This window comes from Agrobacterium genomosp. 13 str. CFBP 6927 (genome assembly GCA_900012615.1).
Classification (GTDB): Bacteria; Pseudomonadota; Alphaproteobacteria; order Rhizobiales; family Rhizobiaceae; genus Agrobacterium.
Genome location: LT009756.1, coordinates 2,481,966 through 2,503,563, shown reverse-complemented (window position 1 = coordinate 2,503,563; position 21,598 = coordinate 2,481,966). Strand labels below are relative to the sequence as shown.

Below are 21,598 nucleotides of genomic sequence, written 5' to 3'. Positions count from 1 at the left end.
CTGCTGAGCTCATCCGCATCTCTTGCTGATTTGCGCAAGCAGGCTAACGGGAGCCGGTTTCCGGTTCTTCAACGCGAACTGAAACCCTGCAAGCGCCTGTGGCGCATCGGTTTCCCCTGGAGTCATTCATGTCGATCATCAAAAAATCGCTTGTCGCCGTGACCATCGCCATTGCGGCTGCAACAGGCGCCTATTCCGCCGATCTTACGAATTACAATACGCAGCAATCCTTTGATTACGGCAATCAGCCCGCCTTCTCATGGGGCGGCGCCTATGTCGGTGCGCATGGCGGCGTCGCCTCCCCGAGGTTGAACCCATTGGCCAGCGGCCGTGGACTGACAGGGGGCGTGCAGGCCGGTTATAATTTCCAGTTCGGCTCCGGCGTTGTCGGCGCTGAAATCGAAGGTTCTTACCTCGGGAACGACGCGCGCGTGCCGAACGGCCGGTTGAGGGAGCGTTTCCGTGGTGCGGCGAAGATGAAGGCCGGCGTGGCGCTGGACCGCACGCTTGTTTACGGCACCGCCGGCCTGACCACCACGAAGTTCAAGGATGGAAATGGCGTCACGGGTCCCGATGGCTGGAAGCAGGGCTATCTGGTTGGTGCGGGTGTTGAGCAGAGCTTCGGCGGCGGCCTGTCGGCCAAGTTTGAATATAATTATGTCAGCACCGGAAATGTGTCGACAACGACAGCCAGCGGCAGGTCGAAGACCGATGTGAGTGATCATGTCATCAAGGCCGGCCTGAACTATCGCTTCTGACCGGTTCATCCGATGACAGATTTCAGGGAGAATGTTCAAAAGAACGCCGCCGCTTCAAGTATCAAAGCGGCGGTCAAACAGGCTGGAGTTTAAAATCCCGAAACGGTCATTCGCATTCTAGCGAAGGCTGCCGGAAACTCGTGACATACCATTCTCCACCGGAATTGCGTGTGAAGAACGTGTAGAAGCACTCTATGCGCTCCACATAACCCGGCGTCTCGGACACTTCGTAACGCTCGCCACGCCGTGTTGTCCGTACCTCACCACTCGACGATCCCGCGACAGCCTGCGTCTTGTTTTTTCGCCACTGATAGGCCTGCTGTCCTGCGCCGAGGCTGTAAATATTGTCCGGCGGCCCGTAATCCAGCATCACGCTGCTGATGGGCGCGCCGATGTAGCTTTTCATGACTGTCGAGGCACAGGCCGAAAGCAGGATCGACGCGGTGACGAGGGCGATCGCCGCCGGGAAGGCGGGTGACGGTCTGTCGGACATGGGTAATTCTCCTCCGCTGCGGTAAGTTTCCACAGGGATAGGAACCAGCCATTACAAGTACATTGCACGTGAAGACCGCGATGCGGGCAGTGAGTTTCCGGGTGATCAGAGACTGGCGATGTTGCGGCCGATATGGCGCAGGATGCTTTTGAAAAGTTTCACTTCCGCAGGGTCGAGGCCCTCGATTGCGGTTTTTTCGAACATGGCGGCGATGGGCATGAGTTCGTCGGCGAGTTCCTCGCCCTTTGGCGTCAGCGTGATACGCACGATGCGGGCATTATCGGCCGGCCTGACGCGGCTGACGAGGTTGCGCCTGACGAGCAGGCCAACGAGCCGTGAGAGCGTGGAAATCTCCACCGACACCATGTCGGAAAGCTCCGTCAGCGTTTTGCTCTCATCCTGTCTCAACGCCGCCAGCACACGGTACATCGGCAGGGTCATGTCGTAGGATGCCAGCCTCACGGAGAAGCGCTCTCCAAGCCGAACGCCCACCCAGTTGAGCAGGTAGGGTACCGAGTCAGTGAACTGATAGGACACAAGCAAAACCCCGTTTGAGAACCACGTGCGCAGATGATGTGGCGCACCCATCGGCTGTACCGGCATAATCCATCAGTTTCAATAGCTTCGCTCCAGAAGATGGGGGGATGCGAGGCAAATTCGCGGCATTTAACAGTGGAAAAACATTTGCATTGACAAACGTTGCAAATGAAAATAACTAAGAATGCAGGATTTGGGAGGATCTCATGACATCAGCATTGTTTGGCCTGAACAATCTTGCGCCTGAAGGTGTCGGCCAGAATTTCCGTACAACGATGCGCCGTTTTCCGGCGACCGTGACGGTCATCACCGCCTGTGCCTCGGGTGATCAGCGCGATCACGGCATGACGGTCACGGCCGTCACCTCCGTCTCGATGGAGCCGCCCTCTCTTCTGGTTTGCCTGAACAACCGCACGCTGCTGCACGAATTGCTGCTCTGCCGGCCGGATTTCATCGTCAATGTGCTGACGCAGGATCAAATCGCGCTGTCGGATGCCTTCAGCGGCAAGGTTTCGCCGGAGGAGCGTTTCCGCGATGGCAACTGGCAGCGCCATGACAACGGCGTTCTCTATCTGCCCCAGGCCCATGCCGCCATTGCCTGCCGCCGTGTCGCGGCGATGCCCTATGGAACACATACGGTCTTCATCGGGCAGGTGGTTTCGGCCGATGTCAGCGAAACGACGCGGCCACTGCTTTACGAGAACGCGCAATATTGCGCCGCAAGCCCGGCACACGTGCCCGCCTGATATTTTTCGGCCGCATAATTCCCGGCCCAGTCATTTCCGGAAGGAGACAATCATGAACGATATGAGCCATGCGCCGCAGCCGGCGCAAACGAACCCGCGTGTTCGCCTCGCCAGCCGCGTTGCCGGCATAGCCGATCTTTTCCGGTCCAGCGCCAGACAGACAGAGGAAGCGCGGCGCGTTCCCGCCGCACATATCGAGGCGCTGCGCGGCATCGGCTATTTCGATATCGTCAAGCCCCGGGCTTTCGGTGGCAGAGGCGGTGACTTCGCCGAGCTTGTCGAAGCCAATATCGAGCTCTCAGCTGCCTGTGCGTCGACCGGCTGGGTGGCCGGCCTGCTTTCCGCCCATCAATGGCTGCTGGCGATGTTTCCTGCGGAGGCGCAGGCTGATGTCTGGGGTGAAAATCCTGACGCGCTTCTTTGCGGTTCCTATGCGCCGGTAAAGATGGCGGAGGTAGCCGATGGCGGTTATCGCCTGAGCGGCAAATGGGCCTTCGCCTCGGGCTGCGAGAATGCCCAATGGTCTCTCTGCGCCGCCATCCTGCCGCCGCAGGGCGAGGGCAAGCCGGTTCCCGCTTTTCTTCTGGTTCCCGCCAGCCAATATGTCATTGAAGATACCTGGCATGTGGTGGGACTGGCCGGCACGGGTTCCAAGACGCTGGTTCTTGATGATGTCTTCGTTCCCAAGCATCGGGTTCTGACCTTTCCCGACGCCACTAGCGGCAAGACGCCCGGCGGGCAATATTATGCCGAGGAAGGCCTCTTCAACATGCCGCTTCTGACCGGCATCCCCTCCTGTCTCGCGGCGGCCGGCGTTGGCGCGTCCAAGGGCGCTCTTGCCGCCTATGTCGACCATGTCGGGGGCCGGGTGACACGCGGTGCAGTGGCGGGCGGCAATAACCGCATGGCTGAATTTCCCACCATCCAGCTGCGTGTTGCGGAAGCGGCAGCGAGTGTGGACGCGGCCTGCGAAATCCTGCTGCGCGATGTTGCCCGGGCACAGGCGCTTTCGCAGGCGAGGGTCGAGGGCCGGGCGGAATTCACGGTGGATGACCGCCTTCTCAGCCGTCGTGGCCAGTCCTTTTCGGTGTCGCTGGCGCTGCGCGCCGTGCAGGCGCTCAACGATTCCACCGGCGGCGTCGGGCTTGATCTTTCCAATCCGGTGCAGCGTGCCTGGCGGGATGCGAATGCGGTCGGCCGTCATATCAGCATGAACTGGGATGCCGTGGGCACCATGATCGGCCAGAGCATGCTGGGTCTCGAACCCAAGGGCCAATATTGACCGCATATCTGGCGGCACATGAACAGCGATTTCGGAGGAAACAACATGCAAGGCAAGGTCGCTCTCGAGGAGCATTTCGCAATCCCGGAAACACTTCAGGATTCGGCCGGGTTCGTGCCCGGCGATTACTGGAAGGAATTGCAGCACCGCCTGCTCGACATTCAGGATACGCGCCTGAAGCTGATGGATGCACATGGCATCGAAACCATGATCCTGTCGCTGAACGCGCCGGCGGTGCAGGCCATTCCCGATACAAAAAAGGCGATCGAGATCGCGCGACGCGCCAATGACGTTCTGGCCGAGGAATGCGCCAAGCGGCCGGATCGCTTCCTCGCCTTCGCAGCGCTGCCTTTGCAGGACCCGGATGCGGCGACCGAGGAATTGCAGCGTTGTATCAACGATCTGGGTTTTGTCGGTGCGCTCGTCAACGGCTTCAGCCAGGAAGGTGACGGCCAGACGCCGCTTTATTACGACCTGCCGCAATATCGTCCGTTCTGGGGCGAGGTCGAAAAGCTCGACGTGCCTTTCTACCTGCACCCGCGTAACCCGCTGCCGCAGGATTCGCGCATCTATGACGGCCACCCCTGGCTGCTTGGTCCCACCTGGGCATTCGCGCAGGAAACGGCGGTCCATGCGCTGCGCCTCATGGCGTCCGGCCTGTTCGACGAGCATCCGCGCCTCAACATCATTCTCGGCCATATGGGCGAGGGCCTGCCCTACATGATGTGGCGCATCGACCACCGCAATGCCTGGGTGAAGCTGCCACCGCGCTATCCGGCCAAGCGCCGTTTCGTGGATTATTTCAACGAGAATTTCCACATCACCACCTCGGGCAATTTCCGCACCCAGACGCTGATCGACGCCATTCTGGAAATCGGTGCCGACCGCATCCTGTTTTCCACCGACTGGCCCTTCGAGAATATCGACCACGCCTCCGACTGGTTCAACGCGACGAGCATCGCCGAGGCCGACCGGGTGAAGATTGGCCGCACCAATGCGCGCCGCCTGTTCAAGCTCGACGGGACCTGAGCCATGCAGCCCTTCGTCTATATGGCGGCCCCGGCCCGCATCGTCTTCGGCGCGGGTAGTTCGGTGGGCGTGGCGGAGGAAATCCGTCGCCTTGGCCTGTCTCGGGCGCTGGTGCTTTCCACGCCGCAGCAGAAGGGGGATGCGGAGGCTTTGGCGGCCCGGCTTGGCCGGCTTGCCGCAGGTGTCTTCTCCGATGCGGCGATGCACACGCCGGTCGAGGTGACGAAAAGCGCGGTCGATGCTTATCGCGCCGCCGGTGCGGATTGTGTCGTGTCGCTCGGCGGCGGCTCTACCACTGGTCTTGGCAAAGCGATCGCCTTGCGCACCGATGCGGCACAGATCGTCATTCCGACGACCTATGCCGGCTCTGAGGTGACGCCCATTCTCGGCCAGACGGAAAATGGCGTGAAGACCACCATGCGCGGGCCGGAAATCCTGCCGGAAGTGGTGATTTACGATGCGGAGCTGACACTTGGTCTGCCGGTTGCCATCAGCGTGACGAGCGGATTGAACGCCATGGCCCATGCGGCCGAGGCCCTTTATGCTCGGGATCGCAATCCCATCGCCAGCCTGATGGCGGTGGAAGGGCTGCGGGCGATGGTCGAGGCGCTTCCCGGTGTGAGGGCTGCGCCGCGGGATATCAGTTCGCGTGAAGGCGCGCTTTATGGGGCATGGCTATGCGGCACGGTACTGGGTGCCGTCGGCATGTCGCTGCATCACAAGCTTTGCCACACGCTTGGCGGCAGTCTCGATCTGCCGCATGCGGAAACCCACGCGGTGCTGCTGCCGCACACCATCGCCTATGTGGAAGAGGCGGTGCCGGATCTGCTGGCGCCGCTGGCGGCACTGGTTGGCGGCAGGGCGGGAGCGGGGCTTTACGACTTCGCCGCCCGGCTCGGTGCGCCGGCCAGCCTCGCAGCCCTCGGCGTGCGGCCGGACGATCTCGACCCCATGGCCGAGCTTGCAACGGCCAATCCTTACTGGTGCCCGCGGCCAATCGAAAGAACCGCGATCCGCACCCTGTTGCAACGCGCCTTCGATGGTGCGCGGCCGGAGTGATCCGGCAAACAGGGCGCGGCAATGATGGGAGGAGAAGATTATGGACATGAAAACGACCGGTGACGACGGTTATTTCGTCGAGGAACGGTCGGCCGAGACCGTGATTGCCCGTATGCGGGACTGTGATGATCCGCGTCTCAAGGAGATCATGGCGGTTGTCACCCGCAAGCTCCACGAGGCGGTGAAAGAGATCGAGCCGACCGAGGAAGAATGGATGAAGGCCATCCATTTTCTGACCGAGGTTGGCCAGATCTGCAATGAATGGCGGCAGGAGTGGATCTTGTTCTCCGATATTCTCGGCGTTTCCATGCTGGTCGACGCCATCAATCACCGCAAGCCCAGCGGCGCGTCCGAATCCACCGTTCTTGGGCCTTTTCATGTGGCCGATGCGCCGGAAATGCCGATGGGCGCCAATATCTGCCTTGATGGCAAGGGCGAGGATATGGTGGTGACCGGCCTCATTCTGGATACTGACGGGGCGCCGGTCGCAGGTGCGCGCATCGATGTCTGGCAGGCCAATGATGAAGGTTTCTACGACGTGCAGCAGAAGGGCATTCAGCCCGATTTCAACCTGCGCGGCGTCTTCATCACCGGCGAGGACGGGCGCTACTGGTTCCGCGCCACGAAACCGAAATATTACCCGATACCGGATGACGGCCCTGTCGGGCAGTTGCTGCGGGCCATGGGGCGTCATCCCTACCGGCCGGCGCATCTGCACTATATCGTTTCGGCGCAGGGCTTCACCACGCTTGTCACCCATATTTTCGACCCCGATGATCCCTATATCCGTTCGGACGCGGTTTTCGGCGTGAAGGAAAGCTTGCTGGCCGATTTCCAGCGAGTGGAAGATGCGGAAAAGGCTGGGGATCTGGGTTTCACCGGCGACTGGTTCTGGTCGGTGAACCACGATTTCGTGCTCGCCAGATGACCGGCGCGAGTGATCGTCCGAGGTTTTACGTACGTTTTGCCGAAAGCGATCCCGCTGCCGTGGAGCAACGGGCGACGCAGATGGATGCCCACAAGGCTCATTTGCGTAACGAGGTCGGTTTGCCGCAAGGGTTCAGAATTCTTGCATCCGGGCCGATGCAGGCTGAGAGCGGCGGTTCTGCAGCCGCCCTCATCATTGCCGAAGCTCTCTGCATCGAGGATGTGATTGCTTTCAGCGACGCCGATCCTTTTGTCATCCACGGCGTCTATAACCGCATCCGTATTTTGAACTGGACGCCGACGCTATCGAGGATTTCAGGGCTCCAGCGCGACTGAAACCCACGTCAGTCATGGCAGCTAATGGGCGTTAATATTTCAATTGCAATTTTTGCAAACGCAACATTTAATCGAAGACGGGTGATATCGGCGATAGGTGTCTTGACAGGAGCGGGACACACATCAGGGTGGAGCAAGCCGGGTACCCACGGAGCAATCGCAAGAACGGGAAGACGCCGATCCATTCCGGATGGCGCGGTCATGCGTGAAAGGGAGGAATATGTCCACGAATTATATGAGCGCCGCTTCAGTGCGGACGAAGAACCCGGCCGGCGTCATCGCGACATGCGGTCTGATGATCATGTTCGATGGGTACGATCTGGTCGTTTACGGCGCGGTTGCACCGGCATTGCTGAAAGAAGGCGCATGGGCGCTCAATCCCGCCATGGTTGGGCGGGCCGCGGCGCTGACGCTGTTCGGCATGCTGCTCGGCGCATTATTCGCCGGCACCATGGCGGACCGTATCGGCCGCCGGAAGGTCGTTCTCATCAGCCTCGCCGGATTTTCAGCAATGATGATCGCCTCGGCCATGACGCCGAACTTCCTCGCTTTTGAAATCACGCGGTTTCTCGCCGGTCTGGGGCTCGGCGCTCTCCTGCCGACGGTGACGGCGCTGGTGCTGGAATTCTCGCCGCCCAAACGCAGAGCGCAGGCAAATTCCCTGTCGTTCCTCGGCTACCTTATCGGCGGCATCATTTCCGGCCTCATGGGCATCTTTCTTCTGGAAAGCTATGGCTGGCGTCCGCTGATGCTGATCGGCGGCCTGCCGCTCATTCTTCTGCCGCTGTTCATGCGGTTCCTGCCGGAATCGCCGGAATGGTTGGCAAGCAAGGGCCGGCAGGCGGAAGCTAACGGAATTTGCGATACCTACGGCCTGCAACGCATCGTGCCGCATGCCAAAATTCAAAAAGGCGGCGTTGGTGCCCTGTTCTCGGAAGGCCGGCTGCTTTCGACACTGAATGCCTGGGGCATTCACTTTTGCTCGCTGCTCTTGACCTTCGGCATGGTCAACTGGCTGCCCACCATCATGAACAAGATGGGCTACGATATCAGCTCGGCACTCAGCTTCTCGATCATGCTCAATGTCGGGGCTGCAATCGGCATTCTCGTGGGCGGACGCTTTGCCGATAAGGGGAACGTCAAGGTGGTCGTGGCGGTTCTCTTCGCCATCGGTGCCGCCTCCATCTGGGCTCTGACAGTCAACAAGGGGCCGCTTCTCTATTTCTTCGTCGCCCTTGCCGGTGCCGGAACGATTGGAACCCAGATTCTTGCCAATGTTCTGGTTGGACGGCTTTACCCCGTCCATATTCGTGGCACGGGTCTCGGCTTTTCGCTGGCAGTCGGGCGGCTGGGCGGCATTGCCGGTCCCATGATCGGTGGCCTCGTCCTGCAACGGGGGCTGGCGCCTGAGTGGAACTTCTACATTTTCGGCTCGGTGGCGCTGCTGGGGCTGGCGCTGACCGTCCTGACCCTGCTTTACCGGACGTCCAACGACGGACGAGCTTGACGGAGACCCTGCTGGCCGCGGGATGAAACCTGCGGCCAGCAGGGGCGAAAACAGTGCCTCAAGCGCGCATTACCGATGACCGGCTGCCGCGCTACGGGATTTTACCTGGAGACGGGCGCGATGGCAGCCATTTGCTGCAATGTCCGTTCATTCGTGCGCTTGGCCCGTGCCAGCGCATCGTCGCGATCTTCCGGTAGCGTGTAGGTCATATAGGATAGCGATGTTTCGAGGTCGTTGTTGTTGTGGCCGAGAATGGCGGCGAAATAGCTGTTCTTGGTGACGTGGGGCGGCGCGAAATTATGATAGGCCACCTCGGCGTATAGGTGTCTGAGGCCATAGGGCTTGGGAAGTTCTTGCCGCGGCCAGAGATCCTCGAACAGATTAAAGACCGTGTCCCGCAGCAGCAGGCGGGTTTCGGATGAAAAATCGTCGATCGACATGCCGTGCCACAGTTTTCCCTGCCCGCTCGTGCGCAGGCGCTCATAGGCGGACAGAATGGTGGCGGAGCGGGCAAGAACCGGAATTTCGTAGGTAATCCCGAACTTCGTTCCTTCGCCCTGTTTCGTCTTGGCCTGGCCGTTGAAAAGGATGCTCCATTTGGAAACGCCCTTGCCATAGGGCGCCGGTGAAAACTCGGCCTGGGTAAAAATCTCATAGGGGCGTCGCCCCGTCATGCCGATCAGGCCGATGCCGATCATCAGGGGATCGGCGGACAGGAGTTTATCGGCGCAAATCTTCAGAACCTGCTGGTAATTGTCGAAGGTGATCAGCGCGCCATGCTTGTTGGCGATCTTCTCCATCTTCACCCGGCGGGCGTCTTCATACATGGCGGCATCGCCGGTGGCGATCTTCAGCATCGGGTGATCGTCGCCGAAGGCTTCGCGGATGGCGTTGCGATATTTGGTGATGTAGGAAATGATCGTCGTCTGCGCCCGGCCCTTCATGGTGTCGATTTCAGCGTTCCACAAAGCCTGCATCTCTTCTTTCGCACCCATGCCGTTCATTGCCGAAATGAAATCGGCGATGCGCAGAAGAACGGTCGGCTTGCGACCGGCGGTGTTGAATTCCGCCCGTTCGATTTTTTCGACAATGGATGTCGCCACGCCGGTTTTCGGATAGTCCGCCCGCTCGATATAGGCGTTCAGCCGCTCGCGCAGCTTTTTCATGTTGCAGATGGCAAGCGGCGTGCTCTTTGGGCCGAACTCGGCCTTCAGGGCATAGCGATATTTCATGATGTAAAGTTCAAGCGTTTTTTCCGTGCGGCCATTGTCGAAATGGTAGCGAACCTCGGCGTCCCACAGATCGCGGATTTTCCGGTTTCGCAAGGTGTCGTCGCTTTTCATCGCCTCCCTGACCCGGCCGACGAATTGATCGATCCGTTCCACGAGAACTGGTGTTTTTGTCTTTCTTTTTGACGTGGACATGCGGCGGCTCCCTGAACCGGTCGGGAAATATAAATCTGTGGTTGGCAATCAACAGAAGCATGGTTGCGGGAATACCATGAACATCCAGCGCCGGCCGGTTTCTTTTGAATAATACTTTAAGCGATTCCGCAAGCAGGGCCGCGAAGCGGGGACCATCAGGCAAGGTATTGGAACCGCATCGGCCATTCGGCGATGCCTGAAAGCCGCCAGTCGGGGACGGTCAGTCTGGTCAGTTTATTTGGGAAGCCGGGTCTTCAGCGATGTCACGATCCTGTTGGCAAGCGCTTCGTAATCCTCGTCGAAATGGTGGCCGCCTTCAATGCCGAGCGTTTCCACGCCCTTCGCCTTCAGGCCGGGGCAGGGGTCTTCATCCTCTTCCTCCGTGCCGTAAATGCACTGCACCAGTTTCGGATCGATCTTGGCGATGTCGTCCACCGTCTTGCCGCCCTTGCCTTCGCCGGCCACGCCGAGCCAGCCCTGAACGGAAATCTCGAAATCCACCTCCGTGGACAGCCCCATGAGCGTGAGTTGCACGACATGCGATTTCGCGCGTTCCGGCAGCAGGTTGAAGGTCGCCGGAATGATATCGGCACCGAAGGAATAGCCGATCAGCACAACGTTTCGAACCTTCCATTCCTTGCGGTAGGTGTCGATGATGCGTGCAAGGTCGCCTGCGACTTCCTGTGGCTGTTTTTCTTTCCAGAAATAACGCAGGGCATCGACACCGATCACGGGTATGCCCTGCTTCTGCAATGCGCCGCCCACTTCTTCATCGAGATCGCGCCAGCCGCCGTCACCGGAATAGATCACCGCCATGGTGTCCATCACAGGGCTTGTTTCCAGAACCTTGATCGGCAGGCCGAGCGGGCTGTCGGTATCGCCGGCGGCATCGACCTGATCGGACAGGGTCTGGGTCAGGACCTCGTCCGCCTTGTCGGTCACGTCCGTCACGTCGATATCGGGATGCAGCTTCACAAGCGCATTGACGTGGTCGCGGCCCTTCTGGTCCGCAGCGGGGGTGAAAAGCACGCTGACGGGCGCAGGCAGCGGGCCGTCGGTCAGGCCATAGACCGTTTCACCATCCACCTTGTCCTTGGTGGCGGGGGTGCAAAGTATCTTTTCAAGCGGCAGGCCCGCCTTGGGGTCGACGGCGATGGCTTCCCGCACGGTGGAGACCGGGCTTTGCGCGATCATCGCCAGCGCCAGCGTTCCGCCCTTGCCGATGCCGGTGAGGATGGGCTGGCGGTAGCTGCTGGTGCCGGCGGTGCGCTGGATTTGCTGCGAGAGCGACTCGATGTCCGAGATCATATAGATGCACTCGTCCTCATCGGCCTCGAGCGCCTTCAGATATTCCTTGAAATCGATACCGACCACGGCGGCACCTTTTTCCACCAGCGCCTTGGCGCGGGTCTCATCGGCAGCCGTCCATCCGTCAGCATCGGAAATCAGGAAGACGCTGGCGAGAATTTCGCCATCCGGCACCATGATATGCTCGGAGGGGATCATGCCGGTCTCATAGGCCGGCTTATCCTGCGCAAAGGCGGCGCTGGACATGAACAGCGAGGAAGCGAACAGGGCGGAAGCGGCAAGCGCGGCCTTCAACATGGTGGGTTTTCTCATTTTCCGATCACTCCTCTGACGCCGCCGCTGATCAGAACCGTCGCATCCATCAACGCCAGAGCGGCGTCCGCACCGTTTTGCACGGCGAGGTAACGGGGTTCCCATTTCGGGTGGAACTTCGCCTTGAAGGCGCGAAGGCCCTTGAAGTTGTAAAAACGATCGCCGTGTTCGAACAGCGTGCTGCCGATGCGGTCCCAGACCGGCGCCGCATCACGTTTCGACATGCCGGACATGGGCGCCATGCCGAGGTTGAAGCTTTCATATCCAGCCTCGCGCAGATGCTGCATGATGCTGACGAAGAGGAAATCCATCGCGCCGCGTGGCGCATCCGGCGAAAAACGCATGAGATCGACGGTGGCTTCCTTTTTCGTGTCCGTCACCATCAGATTGGCGAAAGCGGTGATCTTTCCATCCTTGCGCAATACGGCGACGGGCTGCGACAGGATGTAATCCGGCTCGAAAGCGCCAAGCGAAAAGCGCTTTTCCCGTGTGTTGTGATGCGCAAGCCAGCTGTCGGAGACCTGTTTCAGCTCGTCCAGAATATCCGCCACATGCGCCTTTTCGACGACCTCGAAGCTCAGCCCGTCCCGGGCACCGCGGCTCAGCGACTGGCGAAGGGTCGCAAGCTTGCCGCCCTTCAGCTCGAAGGCGGTGAGATCGACCAGCGCCAGTTCCCCAAGCTTGAAGGCGCGCAGGCCCGCATCGGCGCAATGGGAGAGCAAGAAAGGCGAAATCTGGTAAAAGGCGGCGCGTGCGCCCGCCGAACGTGCGGCTTCGACGAATTGCCAGACCAGATCAGGGAAATCCTCTTCGTCGCCCACCGGGTCGGCGAAGGCGATCCAGGAGCGGCCCTGAATACCGTACATGATGAAGGCATTGCCGCTTTCCGAGAACATCACGTGCTTGTCGCCCATACGCACCAGATTGGCGTCGGCCGCGTCCTGTTTCAGCACGATGTCGGTGGCGCTTGCCACGTCGTCGGCCTCGATTGCGTCCGGCCTGTAGGCCACCGGCCGCATGAGGCTGAAGATGGCGATTGTGGAGGAGGCGAGCACGAGGCCGAGAAGGGCGCGCAATCCGCGCGGCGCTTCCTCGGAGAATTCGAACTGCCACCACAATGTCTGACTGTAATCCGTATCGCGATAGACGAAGAGCAGAATGGTTGCCGCACCCGCGACGATGACCGCCATGGCCGCAAGCCAGCTCGGGCCCAGCGCCTGTTTCACCAGCGAGGCATGGCGATTGAAGCTGCGCATATTGGCGGCAAGGGCGGCGATGAAGACACCGAGAATGGCCGCTTCGAAAACCGCGATGGCCTTGAGGAGGGACAGAACCAGCGCCAGCGACGCAGCCACGAGGGCGATCCACCAGGCGCCGTCCAGCCGCTGTCCGAGGCCACGCGAGGCGACGACGAGCACGAGGCCGAGAATGCTGGTGAGAAAATGCGCCGCCTCGATGATCGGCAGCGGCACGAAATTGGACAGGAAATCCAGATTGCTGTCCGGCGTCGGCGTCACGCTCGAGAAGATCAGCATGGTGCCGAGGATCATCGCGAAGGTTGACAGCAATGGCGGGGCAAGGCGCACGGCAAGCTGGCTGATGTCGGAGACAACAGGCTTTGCCGCAAACTGCTTCATCTCCGAGACGAGCATCACCAGAATGGCGACCACCAGCGGCAGGACGTGATAGATCACGCGGTAAAGCACGAGGCTTCCGAGCAGCTGGTCAACGCTGATGGCGTTGCCGAGCCCTGCGACCATCACGGTTTCGAAAACGCCGAGACCGGCCGGCACGTGGCTGAGGACGCCGAGGCCGACGGCGGTGGCGTAGATCGCGAAGAATGTCGGCCAGCCGAGATGGGTGTCGGGCAGGAGCACATAAAGCACGGAGGCGGAGGCGGCGATATCGAAGGCCGAGACGAGGAACTGGCGGGAAGAGGTGCGGCTGTCCGGGAGGCGCAGACGCCAGGCGCCAAGCTTGATCGTGTGGCCGTTGCGTCCGATATAGGCCGCAATGACAAGCGCCGCGATGACGGCCAGCGCGGCCCCTCTGAGGATCAGGGCATCGACGCCGATGATGGAGGCGATGCGCGGTGCGACGATGAAGGTGGAGATGGCGCTGACCGAAAGCAGACCAAGCCCGAAGGACAGGGTGACGAAGGCGATGACGCGGGCGATTTCGCCGGGTGAAAGCCCAAGCCGCGAATAGGCGCGAAAGCGGATTGCGCCGCCGCTCAAGGGTCCGAAACCGGCGGTATTGCCGATGGCGTAGGCAGCAAAGGCGGTTGCCGCCATGGGCGGAAACGGCAGCTTGCGGCCGATATATTCGATGGCATTGGCGTCGTAGAGTATCAGCGCGAAAAAGCTGAGCGCCGTGAAGACGATGGCGAGCAGGACCGCGGAGGTCGAGGTCTGCGTCAGCGCGTCGATGACATCGTCATAGCGGACTTCCGACGTCAGGTGGTAGATGGCAAAGGTCATCATCACGAAGACCAGCGTGATGGCGATCGCGGTCAGATAGGGTCGGTTTCTGGCAAAGAAGCTTTCAACCGCGGATTCTGCGAGGTCGGTCTGTGTGATTTCGCTCTTGTCTGCCATGTGCTTTATCCAGCGCCCGTTCCCAAGGTTGGCGAACCACAGGAATGTGTCGCTAATTCGTTTCGGTTGAGGAAATGTGATTAGCAGAAAAGCATGAAGTGTCGATGTGAAGTTTGTGACCGATTATCCCTGAATTGCGCTAAGTCTAAAGGCAAAAATGCAACTATGGAATGCATGATCTGCAGGATTGTTCCGAAAGGCGGCCAATTGACCGTCACGGTTGCTTGGTGGTGAGGTTTGATGCGACTACACGCTCCTTTCAATTGAAGGAGAATGCAAATGAACATGCCCACAAGAATAGTGCTTTCGCTCGTCGCCGCCATCGTGGCGGGCGGCGGCTTCATGACCTATGACAAGATGCGGGGTGCCGAATGGGTCGTTTCGCCGCAGCAGATCGACGACGCCAGGGCCAGCGGGCAGGCCGGTTATGAATCGCGTCCGGGCACCGTGACCGTTCGCCCGATCCGCAGTGAAACGGCGGATGTGCTGCCGATGAAATGGGCGATGTTTGCTCTGGTCGCAGGCCTTCTTGCCTTCCGGGCGACGGGCAAGAAAAAAGCGGCGAAGGCTTAAGGCCTGCCGCTTTATGTCTCCGGCGTTTCTGCGCCGGAGATGAATCTCAATTTATGCCTCAGGCGCCCCAGGTCTTTTCCAGCACACGGATCCAGTTGCCGTGGCAGATCTTGGCAAGCGCCTCGTCGTCATAACCGCCCTTGCGCAGCGCCTCGACCAGCAATTGCAGGTCGGCCGCATCCTTCATGGCGGCGGGAATGGTGGTTCCGTCGAAATCCGAACCGAGGGCGACGTGATCGATGCCGATGCGATTGACGATATAGTCCACGTGGCGGACCAGTTCGTTCAGGTCCGTATTCGGGTTCTTCACGCCATCCTGACGCAGGAACAGAACGCCGAAATTGATGCCGGCAAGGCCGCCCGTGTCGCGGATGGCGTCCAGCTGGCGGTCCGTCAGGTTGCGGCTGTGATTGCACAGCGCATAGGCGTTGGAATGCGATGCCACCAGCGGCGCATCGGAAATCTTGGCGATATCCCAGAAACCCTGCTCGTTCATGTGCGACAGGTCGACCATGATGTTCAGTTCGTTGCAGGTCTTCACCAGCCGCTTGCCGGCGTCCGTGAGACCGGGGCCGATATCCGGGGTTGAGGGGAAACGGAAAGGCACGCCGTAAGCGAAGATGTTCGGGCGGCTCCAGACCGGCCCGAGCGTGCGAAGGCCCGCTTCGTAGAGAACGTGGAGCGCATCCAGATCGGCGCCGATCGCCTCCGCACCTTCGATATGGAAGACGGAAGCGAAAGCGCCCTCGGCTATCGCGTTGCGGATATCGGCGGCCGTGCGGCAGACCTTCAGAGCGCCATTCGACTGCTTCTCGGCCCGGAACAAAAGGGCGGCCATGGCAAGCGTCGCCTTCAGCGCATCCGCCTCGTTGGGTGTCGAATAATCGCCGTTGGCGTCCTTGTCCATGCTGGGCGAGGGCACATAGGCGGCGCAGAGGCCGCCGGCCAGGCCGCCCTTCTTGGCGCGCGGCAGGTCGATGTGGCCGACCGTATCCCCTTCGATGAGAAGCGTTTCGGGAGAAGCGTTGCCCGATCGCCATAACCGCAGAAGCACGTCGTTGTGGCCGTCGAAGACGGGTACGGTTTTTTCATCGGTCATGGTCATTCACCTTTGGATATGCGGAGCCGCGCGGGCGCGCGTCCGTCAGACTTTGTGGGAATTGGTAGAGGAAAGGTCAAGGCGGGAGCAAATGCAATCCGTGCATAGGCTCTGCCAAATTTGGAATTGGTCGCGCCTCGTTTGCTCATGGTAATCGCGGGGAAACATAAAAAAAATGACTGGATTGGGGCAGACCCATACCGTTTTCCGAAAAATAAGGTCCGAAAGGGGATTTTCGATGATTTCAAGACGCAACCTGTTGATTGCCGGCGCAGCCGTACCGTTCCTGTCCTATGCGCGCATTCCGGCATTTGCCGCGACACCCAAGGATATTCTGGTGGTGGCCCAGCAGCTGGACAATATGACGAGCCTTGACCCGCATGAAGGTTTCGAAGCCGTCGGCGGTGAAATCATCTCCAACATGTATCAGAAGCTGGTGCGCGCCAATCGCGAAGATTCCACCAAGGTAGATCCGGTGATCGCGAAATCCTGGGAAGCCGATGCGGACAGCAAGGTCTTCACCTTTGTGATCGGTGACGAAGCGACGTTCTCCAGCGGCGCGAAAGTGACTGCGGAAGACGTGGCCTTCTCGCTGCAGCGCGCCATCAAGATGAACAAGAGCCCGGCCTTCATCATCAGCCAGTTCGGCTTCACGCCCGACAATGCCGAAACAACCATCGTTGCCGCCGACGACAAGACGGTGAAGCTGACGACGGCAAAGCCGACCGCCATCTCCTTCCTGCTGTATTGCCTCTCCGCCAATATCGGCGCGATCGTCGAAAAGAAGGCGGTTCTCGCCAATGCTTCCGGCGAAGACCTTGGCAATGGCTGGCTGCAGAAGAACAGCGCCGGTTCCGGCGATTTCGTCCTGCAGGCCTGGAAGCCGAGCGAAAGCGTCGCGCTGACAGTCAACCCGAACGGCCCCTACAAGGGCAATATCAAGCGCATCGTGCTGCGCCACGTCACCGATCCGTCTTCCCAGCTTCTGATGCTGCAGAAGGGCGATATCGACATTGCCCGCGACCTGACCTCGGAACAGCTGCGTACCGTCAAGAACGACGAGAACATCGAACTCGAGCGCAAGAGCATCGCTTCGCTGGTTCTGATCTCGCTCAACCAGGGCAATGAGAACCTCGCCAAGCCGCAGGTCTGGCAGGCGATCAAGTGGGCGCTGGACTACAAGGGCATGCAGGAAAACATCGTGCCGCTGACGCATGAAGTGCACCAGAGCTTCGAGCCGGAAGGCTTCCCGGGCGCCGTCAACGATATCCCGTTCCAGCGCGATGTCGAAAAGGCCAAGGCACTGATGGCCGAGGCCGGCCTTGCCGACGGTTTCGAAATCAGCATGGATCACTATTCCGCCCAGCCTTACCCGGATCTGGCGCAGGCCATCCAGGCAAACCTTGCCGATATCGGCATCAAGGTTCGTCTGCAGTCGGCTGAAAACCGTCAGGTTCTGACCAAGATGCGCGCCCGCGAACACCAGATGGCGCTTTCCGCATGGGGCACGGATTATTTCGATCCGCATTCCAACGCCGATGTCTTCAACATCAACAAGGACAATGGCGACGACGCCAAGTCGAAGCCCTTCCTGTGGCGTTCGCGTTTCAAGAACGACGATTTCGCCGCCAAGGCGGAAGCCGCCCGTGACGAGAAGGACCCGGCAAAGCGCGTGGAGCTTTATGAAGCCCTGCAGCGCGAGCACATGCAGAACAGCCCGTTCGTGTTCATGTTCCAGACCACGAAGACGGCTGCCTTCCGCAAGGGCGTATCCGGTTTCGAACTCGGTGTTCTCTCCGAGGGCAATTCCTACCACGATGCGAAGAAAGCGTGACATTGAACAAGCGCGTCAAAAGCATATCGTCGATACTGGGCAGCGTCATTCTGACGCTGTTCGGTTTGATGGTCATCACCTTCATGATCGGGCGCGTCATGCCTGTCGATCCCGTCATCGCGGCGGTTGGCGACAACGCGCCTGAAGACGTCATCGTGCGCGTGCGTGCGGAAATGGGCCTCGACCAGCCGCTGGTCGTGCAGTTCTTCCATTATGTCTCGCAGGTCCTGCACGGTGATTTCGGCAATTCCATCCTGACCCGCAATCCGGTCTGGGTGGATATTACCCGTGTCTTCCCCGCCACGTTCGAACTTGCCACGGCAGCGCTCATTCTTGCAGCCCTGATCGGCATTCCGCTCGGCGTCTGGGCCGCAGTGAAGCAGGGCAAGCTGACGGACCAGATCATCCGCGTCGTCTGCCTTGCCGGCCATTCGGTGCCGGTCTTCATGCTGGCGCTGATTTCGCTGCTCGTCTTTTATGCCACCCTCGGCGTCGCACCGGGGCCAGGCCGGCAGGACATCATCTATGACGGCATGATCACGCAGGTCACCGGCCTGATGACGGTCGACACGCTGCTTGCCGGTGATTGGGACGCCTTTTACGACGCCATCGCCCATATGGTGCAGCCGGTCTGCATTCTCGCCTATTTCAGCATGGCCTATATCACCCGCATGACGCGCGCCTTCATGATCGACGCGCTGAAGGGTGAATATGTCATCACCGCCCGCGCCAAGGGGCTTTCGGCCATGACCGTCATCTGGGGGCACGCCTTCCCGACGGTCGCCGTGCAGCTCGTTACGGTTCTGGCGCTCACCTATGCCGGCCTTCTCGAAGGCGCCGTGGTGACGGAAACCGTCTTCAGCTGGCCGGGCCTTGGCCAATACCTCACCGTCTCGCTCATGAACGCGGACATGAACCCCGTCGTCGGAGCAACCCTGTTGATCGGCCTGATCTATGTTGGCCTCAACCTGCTCGCAGACGTGCTTTACCGAGTAATGGATCCCCGCGTTCGATGATGTTAGCTAATTTCAGAAACTGGGCTCTGGATGAGACGCCGCATTCCCGCACACAGGCTGCCTGGGGAAACCGGTATCGCATCTGGCTCAACCTCAAGTCCAACCCACTGGCGGTGATCGGCCTGACCATCATCGTCGTCTTCATCGCGCTGTCGCTGCTGGCGCCGTTCATCGCGCCTTACGATCCGGCCGCGCAGAACCTCGGCAACCGCCTTGCCTTCCCGAGCGCCGAGCACTGGTTCGGCACGGATGAGCTTGGCCGCGACATTCTTTCGCGCATCCTTTATGGCGGCCGAGTCACGCTCGGCATGGTCATTGCCGTCGTCGTTCTCGTGGCGCCCATCGGCCTCGCCATCGGCTGCATCGCCGGTTATTTCGGCGGCATCGTCGATACGGTGCTGATGCGGGTGACGGACGTATTCCTGGCCTTCCCGCGCCTCATCCTCGCGCTTGCCTTCGTCGCGGCGCTGAAGCCCGGCGTTGAAAGCGCCATTCTCGCCATCGCGCTCACCGCATGGCCGCCCTATGCGCGTCTGGCGCGCGCTGAAACCATGACAGTGCGCGGCAGCGATTTCGTTGCGGCCTATCGCCTGACCGGCGCTTCCGCCTGGCGCATCATTGCCCGCCATATCGCGCCGCTCTGCGTGCCGAGCCTTATCGTGCGTATCACGCTCGACATGAGCTCGATCATCATCACCGCTGCCAGCCTCGGCTTCCTTGGCATGGGCGCGCAGCCGCCTTCGCCGGAATGGGGTGCGATGATTGCCACCGCCAAGCGCTTCATCTTCGAACAATGGTGGGTCGCCACCATTCCCGGCATCGCCATCTTCCTCGTTTCGCTTGCCTTCAACTTCCTTGGCGATGGCCTGCGCGACGTTCTCGACCCGAAGGGACATTGAGCCATGCTGGTCGAAATCGAAAATCTGAAGATCGCATTCCAGACCCGCACCAGCCGTTTCGAGGCGGTGCGTGGTGTTTCCATGAAGCTTGGCACAGAAAAGCTCGGCATCGTCGGCGAATCCGGCTCCGGCAAGAGCCTCACGGCGCGGGCACTGATGAAGCTTCTGCCTTCCAATGCCGATATCCGCGCCGACAAGCTCTCCTTCGATGGCATCGACGTGCTTTCCGCCGGTGAAAAGCAGATGCGCCAGATCCGGGGAAAACGGGCGGGTTTCATTCTTCAGGATCCGAAATATTCGCTGAATCCGGTCAAGACCATGGGCGCACAGATCGCGGAAGCCTGGCGCGCCCATAAGGGCGGCAGCAAGCGTGCCGCGATGGAAGCGGCAATTGCCCTGCTCGATCAGGTGAAGATCCGCAATCCGCGTCAGGTTGCCTCGTCCTATGCGCATGAGGTTTCCGGAGGCATGGGCCAGCGCGTAATGATCGCCATGATGCTCGCGCCCGATCCTGAACTTCTGATCGCTGACGAACCGACCAGCGCGCTCGACGCCACGGTACAGGCGGAAATCCTGCGGCTGATCGAGGAGCTGGTATCCGAACGCGGTATGGGCCTTATCCTCATCAGCCACGACCTGCCGCTCGTTTCGCATTTCTGCGACCGCGTGGCCGTCATGTATTCCGGCCGGGTCATGGAGGAGCTGAAGGCTTCCGAACTCCTGAAAGCCGAACATCCCTATACAAAGGGACTTCTGAACTGCATTCCCTCGCTGACGCATCCGCGCGAGCGTCTTCCCGTTCTCAACCGTGATGCAGCGTGGTCCAGCCAATGATCGACGTCGATAATCTCCGTATCAAGTTCGGCGACCGCGAAGTGGTGAAGGGCGTGTCCTTTTCGGTGGAAAAGGGCGGCAGCTTCGGCATCGTCGGCGAAAGTGGCTCGGGCAAGTCCACCATCCTGCGCGCCATGGCCGGCCTTAATGAAAGCTGGGAAGGGCGCATCGCCTTTGCCGGCAAGGATGCACCGCTGAAGCGCACGCCGGAATTCTTCCGGCAGGTACAGATGGTGTTTCAGGATCCCTATGGTTCGCTGCATCCGCGCCAGACCATCGACCGCATTCTCAGCGAATTGCCGCTGGTGCACGGCATGGACAATATCGAAAAGCGCATCCAGCAGGCGCTCTCGGATGTGGCTCTGCCGCAGGCCGTGCGTTTCCGGTTCCCGCACCAGCTTTCCGGCGGCCAGCGCCAGCGCGTGGCGATTGCCCGCGCGCTGATCGCCGACCCACAGGTGCTGCTGCTCGATGAGCCGACTTCGGCGCTTGATGTGTCGGTGCAGGCGGAAATCCTGAACCTGTTGCAGGACCTGCGTGCGGCACGCAACCTCACCTATATTCTCGTCAGCCACAATCTGGCTGTTATCGCGCATCTGTGCCCGCAGGTTGGTGTGATGCTCAACGGGGAAATGGTGGAGCAGCTGAGTGCGGGCGATCTGCGTAAGGGACGGACCAAACATCCTCATACGGAAGAGCTGCGCAGCCTGAGCATCCGGCTGGAAGAACCGGCTTAACGGCCGGTCACCTAGCCTCCGTTACACATGGATCGAGCGGGTGCCGCCCGCTTCTTCTCCCCGAGGGGGAGAAGTCCGCGGCAGCGGGATGAGGGGGCAAGGGTGCGGTCTATCGCTGGCGTTGCCCCCTCATCCGACCCTTCGGGCCACCTTACCGTCAGGCCGTCAATGCGAACCGATCTTGATGATGGTGATGACGTAGAACAGCACCACCAGACCGGCGAGCAGGACGCCGAGCGCAATATTGCGCCCGCGTCTCGATTTTTTCTGCGCCGCGCTCAGTTCCACCGT

At 60.3% G+C, this 21,598-nt stretch carries 20 protein-coding genes; 14 read left to right on the top strand and 6 right to left on the bottom strand.

The window, feature by feature from the left end:
- Positions 1-128: 128 nt before the first annotated feature.
- A complete protein-coding gene (locus AGR13A_RS12485) occupies positions 129-758 on the top strand; it encodes an outer membrane protein (protein WP_080835946.1) in 630 nt (209 codons plus the stop codon).
- A gap of 106 nt (positions 759-864) precedes the next feature.
- Here AGR13A_RS12485 and AGR13A_RS12480 read toward each other — a convergent pair whose 3' ends face one another.
- Complete coding sequence (locus AGR13A_RS12480; protein ID WP_080835944.1) at positions 865-1,251, bottom strand: hypothetical protein; 387 nt, start codon at positions 1,249-1,251, stop codon at positions 865-867.
- A gap of 105 nt (positions 1,252-1,356) precedes the next feature.
- Entirely contained in the window at positions 1,357-1,788 is a 432-nt protein-coding gene (locus AGR13A_RS12475) for a MarR family winged helix-turn-helix transcriptional regulator (protein ID WP_080836833.1), read from the bottom strand.
- A gap of 206 nt (positions 1,789-1,994) precedes the next feature.
- On the opposite strand from AGR13A_RS12475, the gene graD reads away from it, so the two are divergent.
- From graD to AGR13A_RS12440, 7 genes are all read left to right on the top strand, one after another.
- Complete coding sequence (gene graD, locus AGR13A_RS12470) at positions 1,995-2,534, top strand: FADH(2)-dependent resorcinol hydroxylase reductase component (protein ID WP_035224398.1); 540 nt, start codon at positions 1,995-1,997, stop codon at positions 2,532-2,534.
- A 52-nt stretch (positions 2,535-2,586) separates the two neighbouring features.
- The gene (gene graA, locus AGR13A_RS12465) at positions 2,587-3,816 is read left to right on the top strand and encodes an FADH(2)-dependent resorcinol hydroxylase oxygenase component (protein ID WP_080835942.1); all 1,230 of its coding nucleotides are present in this window, start codon (positions 2,587-2,589) and stop codon (positions 3,814-3,816) included.
- 45 nt (positions 3,817-3,861) lie between these two features.
- Positions 3,862-4,845 (top strand): gamma-resorcylate decarboxylase, encoded by a 984-nt coding sequence (tsdA, locus tag AGR13A_RS12460; protein WP_080835940.1) that lies wholly within the window; start codon positions 3,862-3,864, stop codon positions 4,843-4,845.
- A 3-nt stretch (positions 4,846-4,848) separates the two neighbouring features.
- The gene (gene graC / locus AGR13A_RS12455) at positions 4,849-5,904 is read left to right on the top strand and encodes a maleylacetate reductase (RefSeq protein ID WP_080835938.1); all 1,056 of its coding nucleotides are present in this window, start codon (positions 4,849-4,851) and stop codon (positions 5,902-5,904) included.
- 40 nt (positions 5,905-5,944) lie between these two features.
- A complete protein-coding gene (gene graB / locus AGR13A_RS12450; RefSeq protein ID WP_080835934.1) occupies positions 5,945-6,832 on the top strand; it encodes a hydroxyquinol 1,2-dioxygenase in 888 nt (295 codons plus the stop codon).
- Positions 6,829-7,167 (top strand): YciI family protein, encoded by a 339-nt coding sequence (locus tag AGR13A_RS12445; protein ID WP_080835932.1) that lies wholly within the window; start codon positions 6,829-6,831, stop codon positions 7,165-7,167. The genes graB and AGR13A_RS12445 overlap by 4 nt, the downstream gene beginning before the upstream one ends.
- A gap of 220 nt (positions 7,168-7,387) precedes the next feature.
- Positions 7,388-8,674 (top strand): MFS transporter, encoded by a 1,287-nt coding sequence (locus tag AGR13A_RS12440; RefSeq protein WP_167377489.1) that lies wholly within the window; start codon positions 7,388-7,390, stop codon positions 8,672-8,674.
- A gap of 101 nt (positions 8,675-8,775) precedes the next feature.
- Here AGR13A_RS12440 and AGR13A_RS12435 read toward each other — a convergent pair whose 3' ends face one another.
- From AGR13A_RS12435 to mprF, 3 genes are all read right to left on the bottom strand, one after another.
- Positions 8,776-10,098 (bottom strand): telomere resolvase, encoded by a 1,323-nt coding sequence (locus AGR13A_RS12435; protein WP_080835927.1) that lies wholly within the window; start codon positions 10,096-10,098, stop codon positions 8,776-8,778.
- 234 nt (positions 10,099-10,332) lie between these two features.
- The gene (locus AGR13A_RS12430; RefSeq protein ID WP_167377488.1) at positions 10,333-11,718 is read right to left on the bottom strand and encodes a virulence factor; all 1,386 of its coding nucleotides are present in this window, start codon (positions 11,716-11,718) and stop codon (positions 10,333-10,335) included.
- Complete coding sequence (gene mprF, locus AGR13A_RS12425) at positions 11,715-14,315, bottom strand: bifunctional lysylphosphatidylglycerol flippase/synthetase MprF (protein WP_080835922.1); 2,601 nt, start codon at positions 14,313-14,315, stop codon at positions 11,715-11,717. The genes AGR13A_RS12430 and mprF overlap by 4 nt, the downstream gene beginning before the upstream one ends.
- A gap of 279 nt (positions 14,316-14,594) precedes the next feature.
- Here mprF and AGR13A_RS12420 point away from each other — a divergent pair, with 279 nt between their 5' ends.
- A complete protein-coding gene (locus AGR13A_RS12420; protein WP_080835919.1) occupies positions 14,595-14,888 on the top strand; it encodes a hypothetical protein in 294 nt (97 codons plus the stop codon).
- Between the two features lie 58 nt (positions 14,889-14,946).
- Here the strand turns inward: AGR13A_RS12420 and AGR13A_RS12415 are convergent, their stop codons facing one another.
- Positions 14,947-15,987 carry a dipeptidase gene (locus AGR13A_RS12415; RefSeq protein WP_080836831.1) on the bottom strand — a complete coding sequence of 347 codons (1,041 nt, stop codon included), beginning with the start codon at positions 15,985-15,987 and terminating at the stop codon, positions 14,947-14,949.
- A 238-nt stretch (positions 15,988-16,225) separates the two neighbouring features.
- Between AGR13A_RS12415 and AGR13A_RS12410 the strand changes: the two genes are divergently transcribed.
- The 5 genes from AGR13A_RS12410 to AGR13A_RS12390 are packed head-to-tail and all read left to right on the top strand — an operon-like array spanning position 16,226 to position 21,307.
- Entirely contained in the window at positions 16,226-17,821 is a 1,596-nt protein-coding gene (locus tag AGR13A_RS12410) for an ABC transporter substrate-binding protein (RefSeq protein WP_080835916.1), read from the top strand.
- Between the two features lie 2 nt (positions 17,822-17,823).
- Positions 17,824-18,837, top strand: coding sequence for an ABC transporter permease (locus tag AGR13A_RS12405; RefSeq protein WP_167377540.1), 1,014 nt, complete (start codon positions 17,824-17,826; stop codon positions 18,835-18,837).
- Complete coding sequence (gene nikC / locus AGR13A_RS12400) at positions 18,834-19,736, top strand: nickel transporter permease (protein ID WP_059755113.1); 903 nt, start codon at positions 18,834-18,836, stop codon at positions 19,734-19,736. Before AGR13A_RS12405 ends, nikC begins: the two co-directional genes overlap by 4 nt.
- A 3-nt stretch (positions 19,737-19,739) precedes the next feature.
- Positions 19,740-20,570, top strand: a complete 831-nt coding sequence (locus AGR13A_RS12395) for an ABC transporter ATP-binding protein (protein WP_080835913.1) — start codon at positions 19,740-19,742, stop codon at positions 20,568-20,570.
- A complete protein-coding gene (locus AGR13A_RS12390) occupies positions 20,567-21,307 on the top strand; it encodes an ABC transporter ATP-binding protein (protein ID WP_080835910.1) in 741 nt (246 codons plus the stop codon). Before AGR13A_RS12395 ends, AGR13A_RS12390 begins: the two co-directional genes overlap by 4 nt.
- The last annotated feature ends 291 nt before the right edge of the window (positions 21,308-21,598 follow it).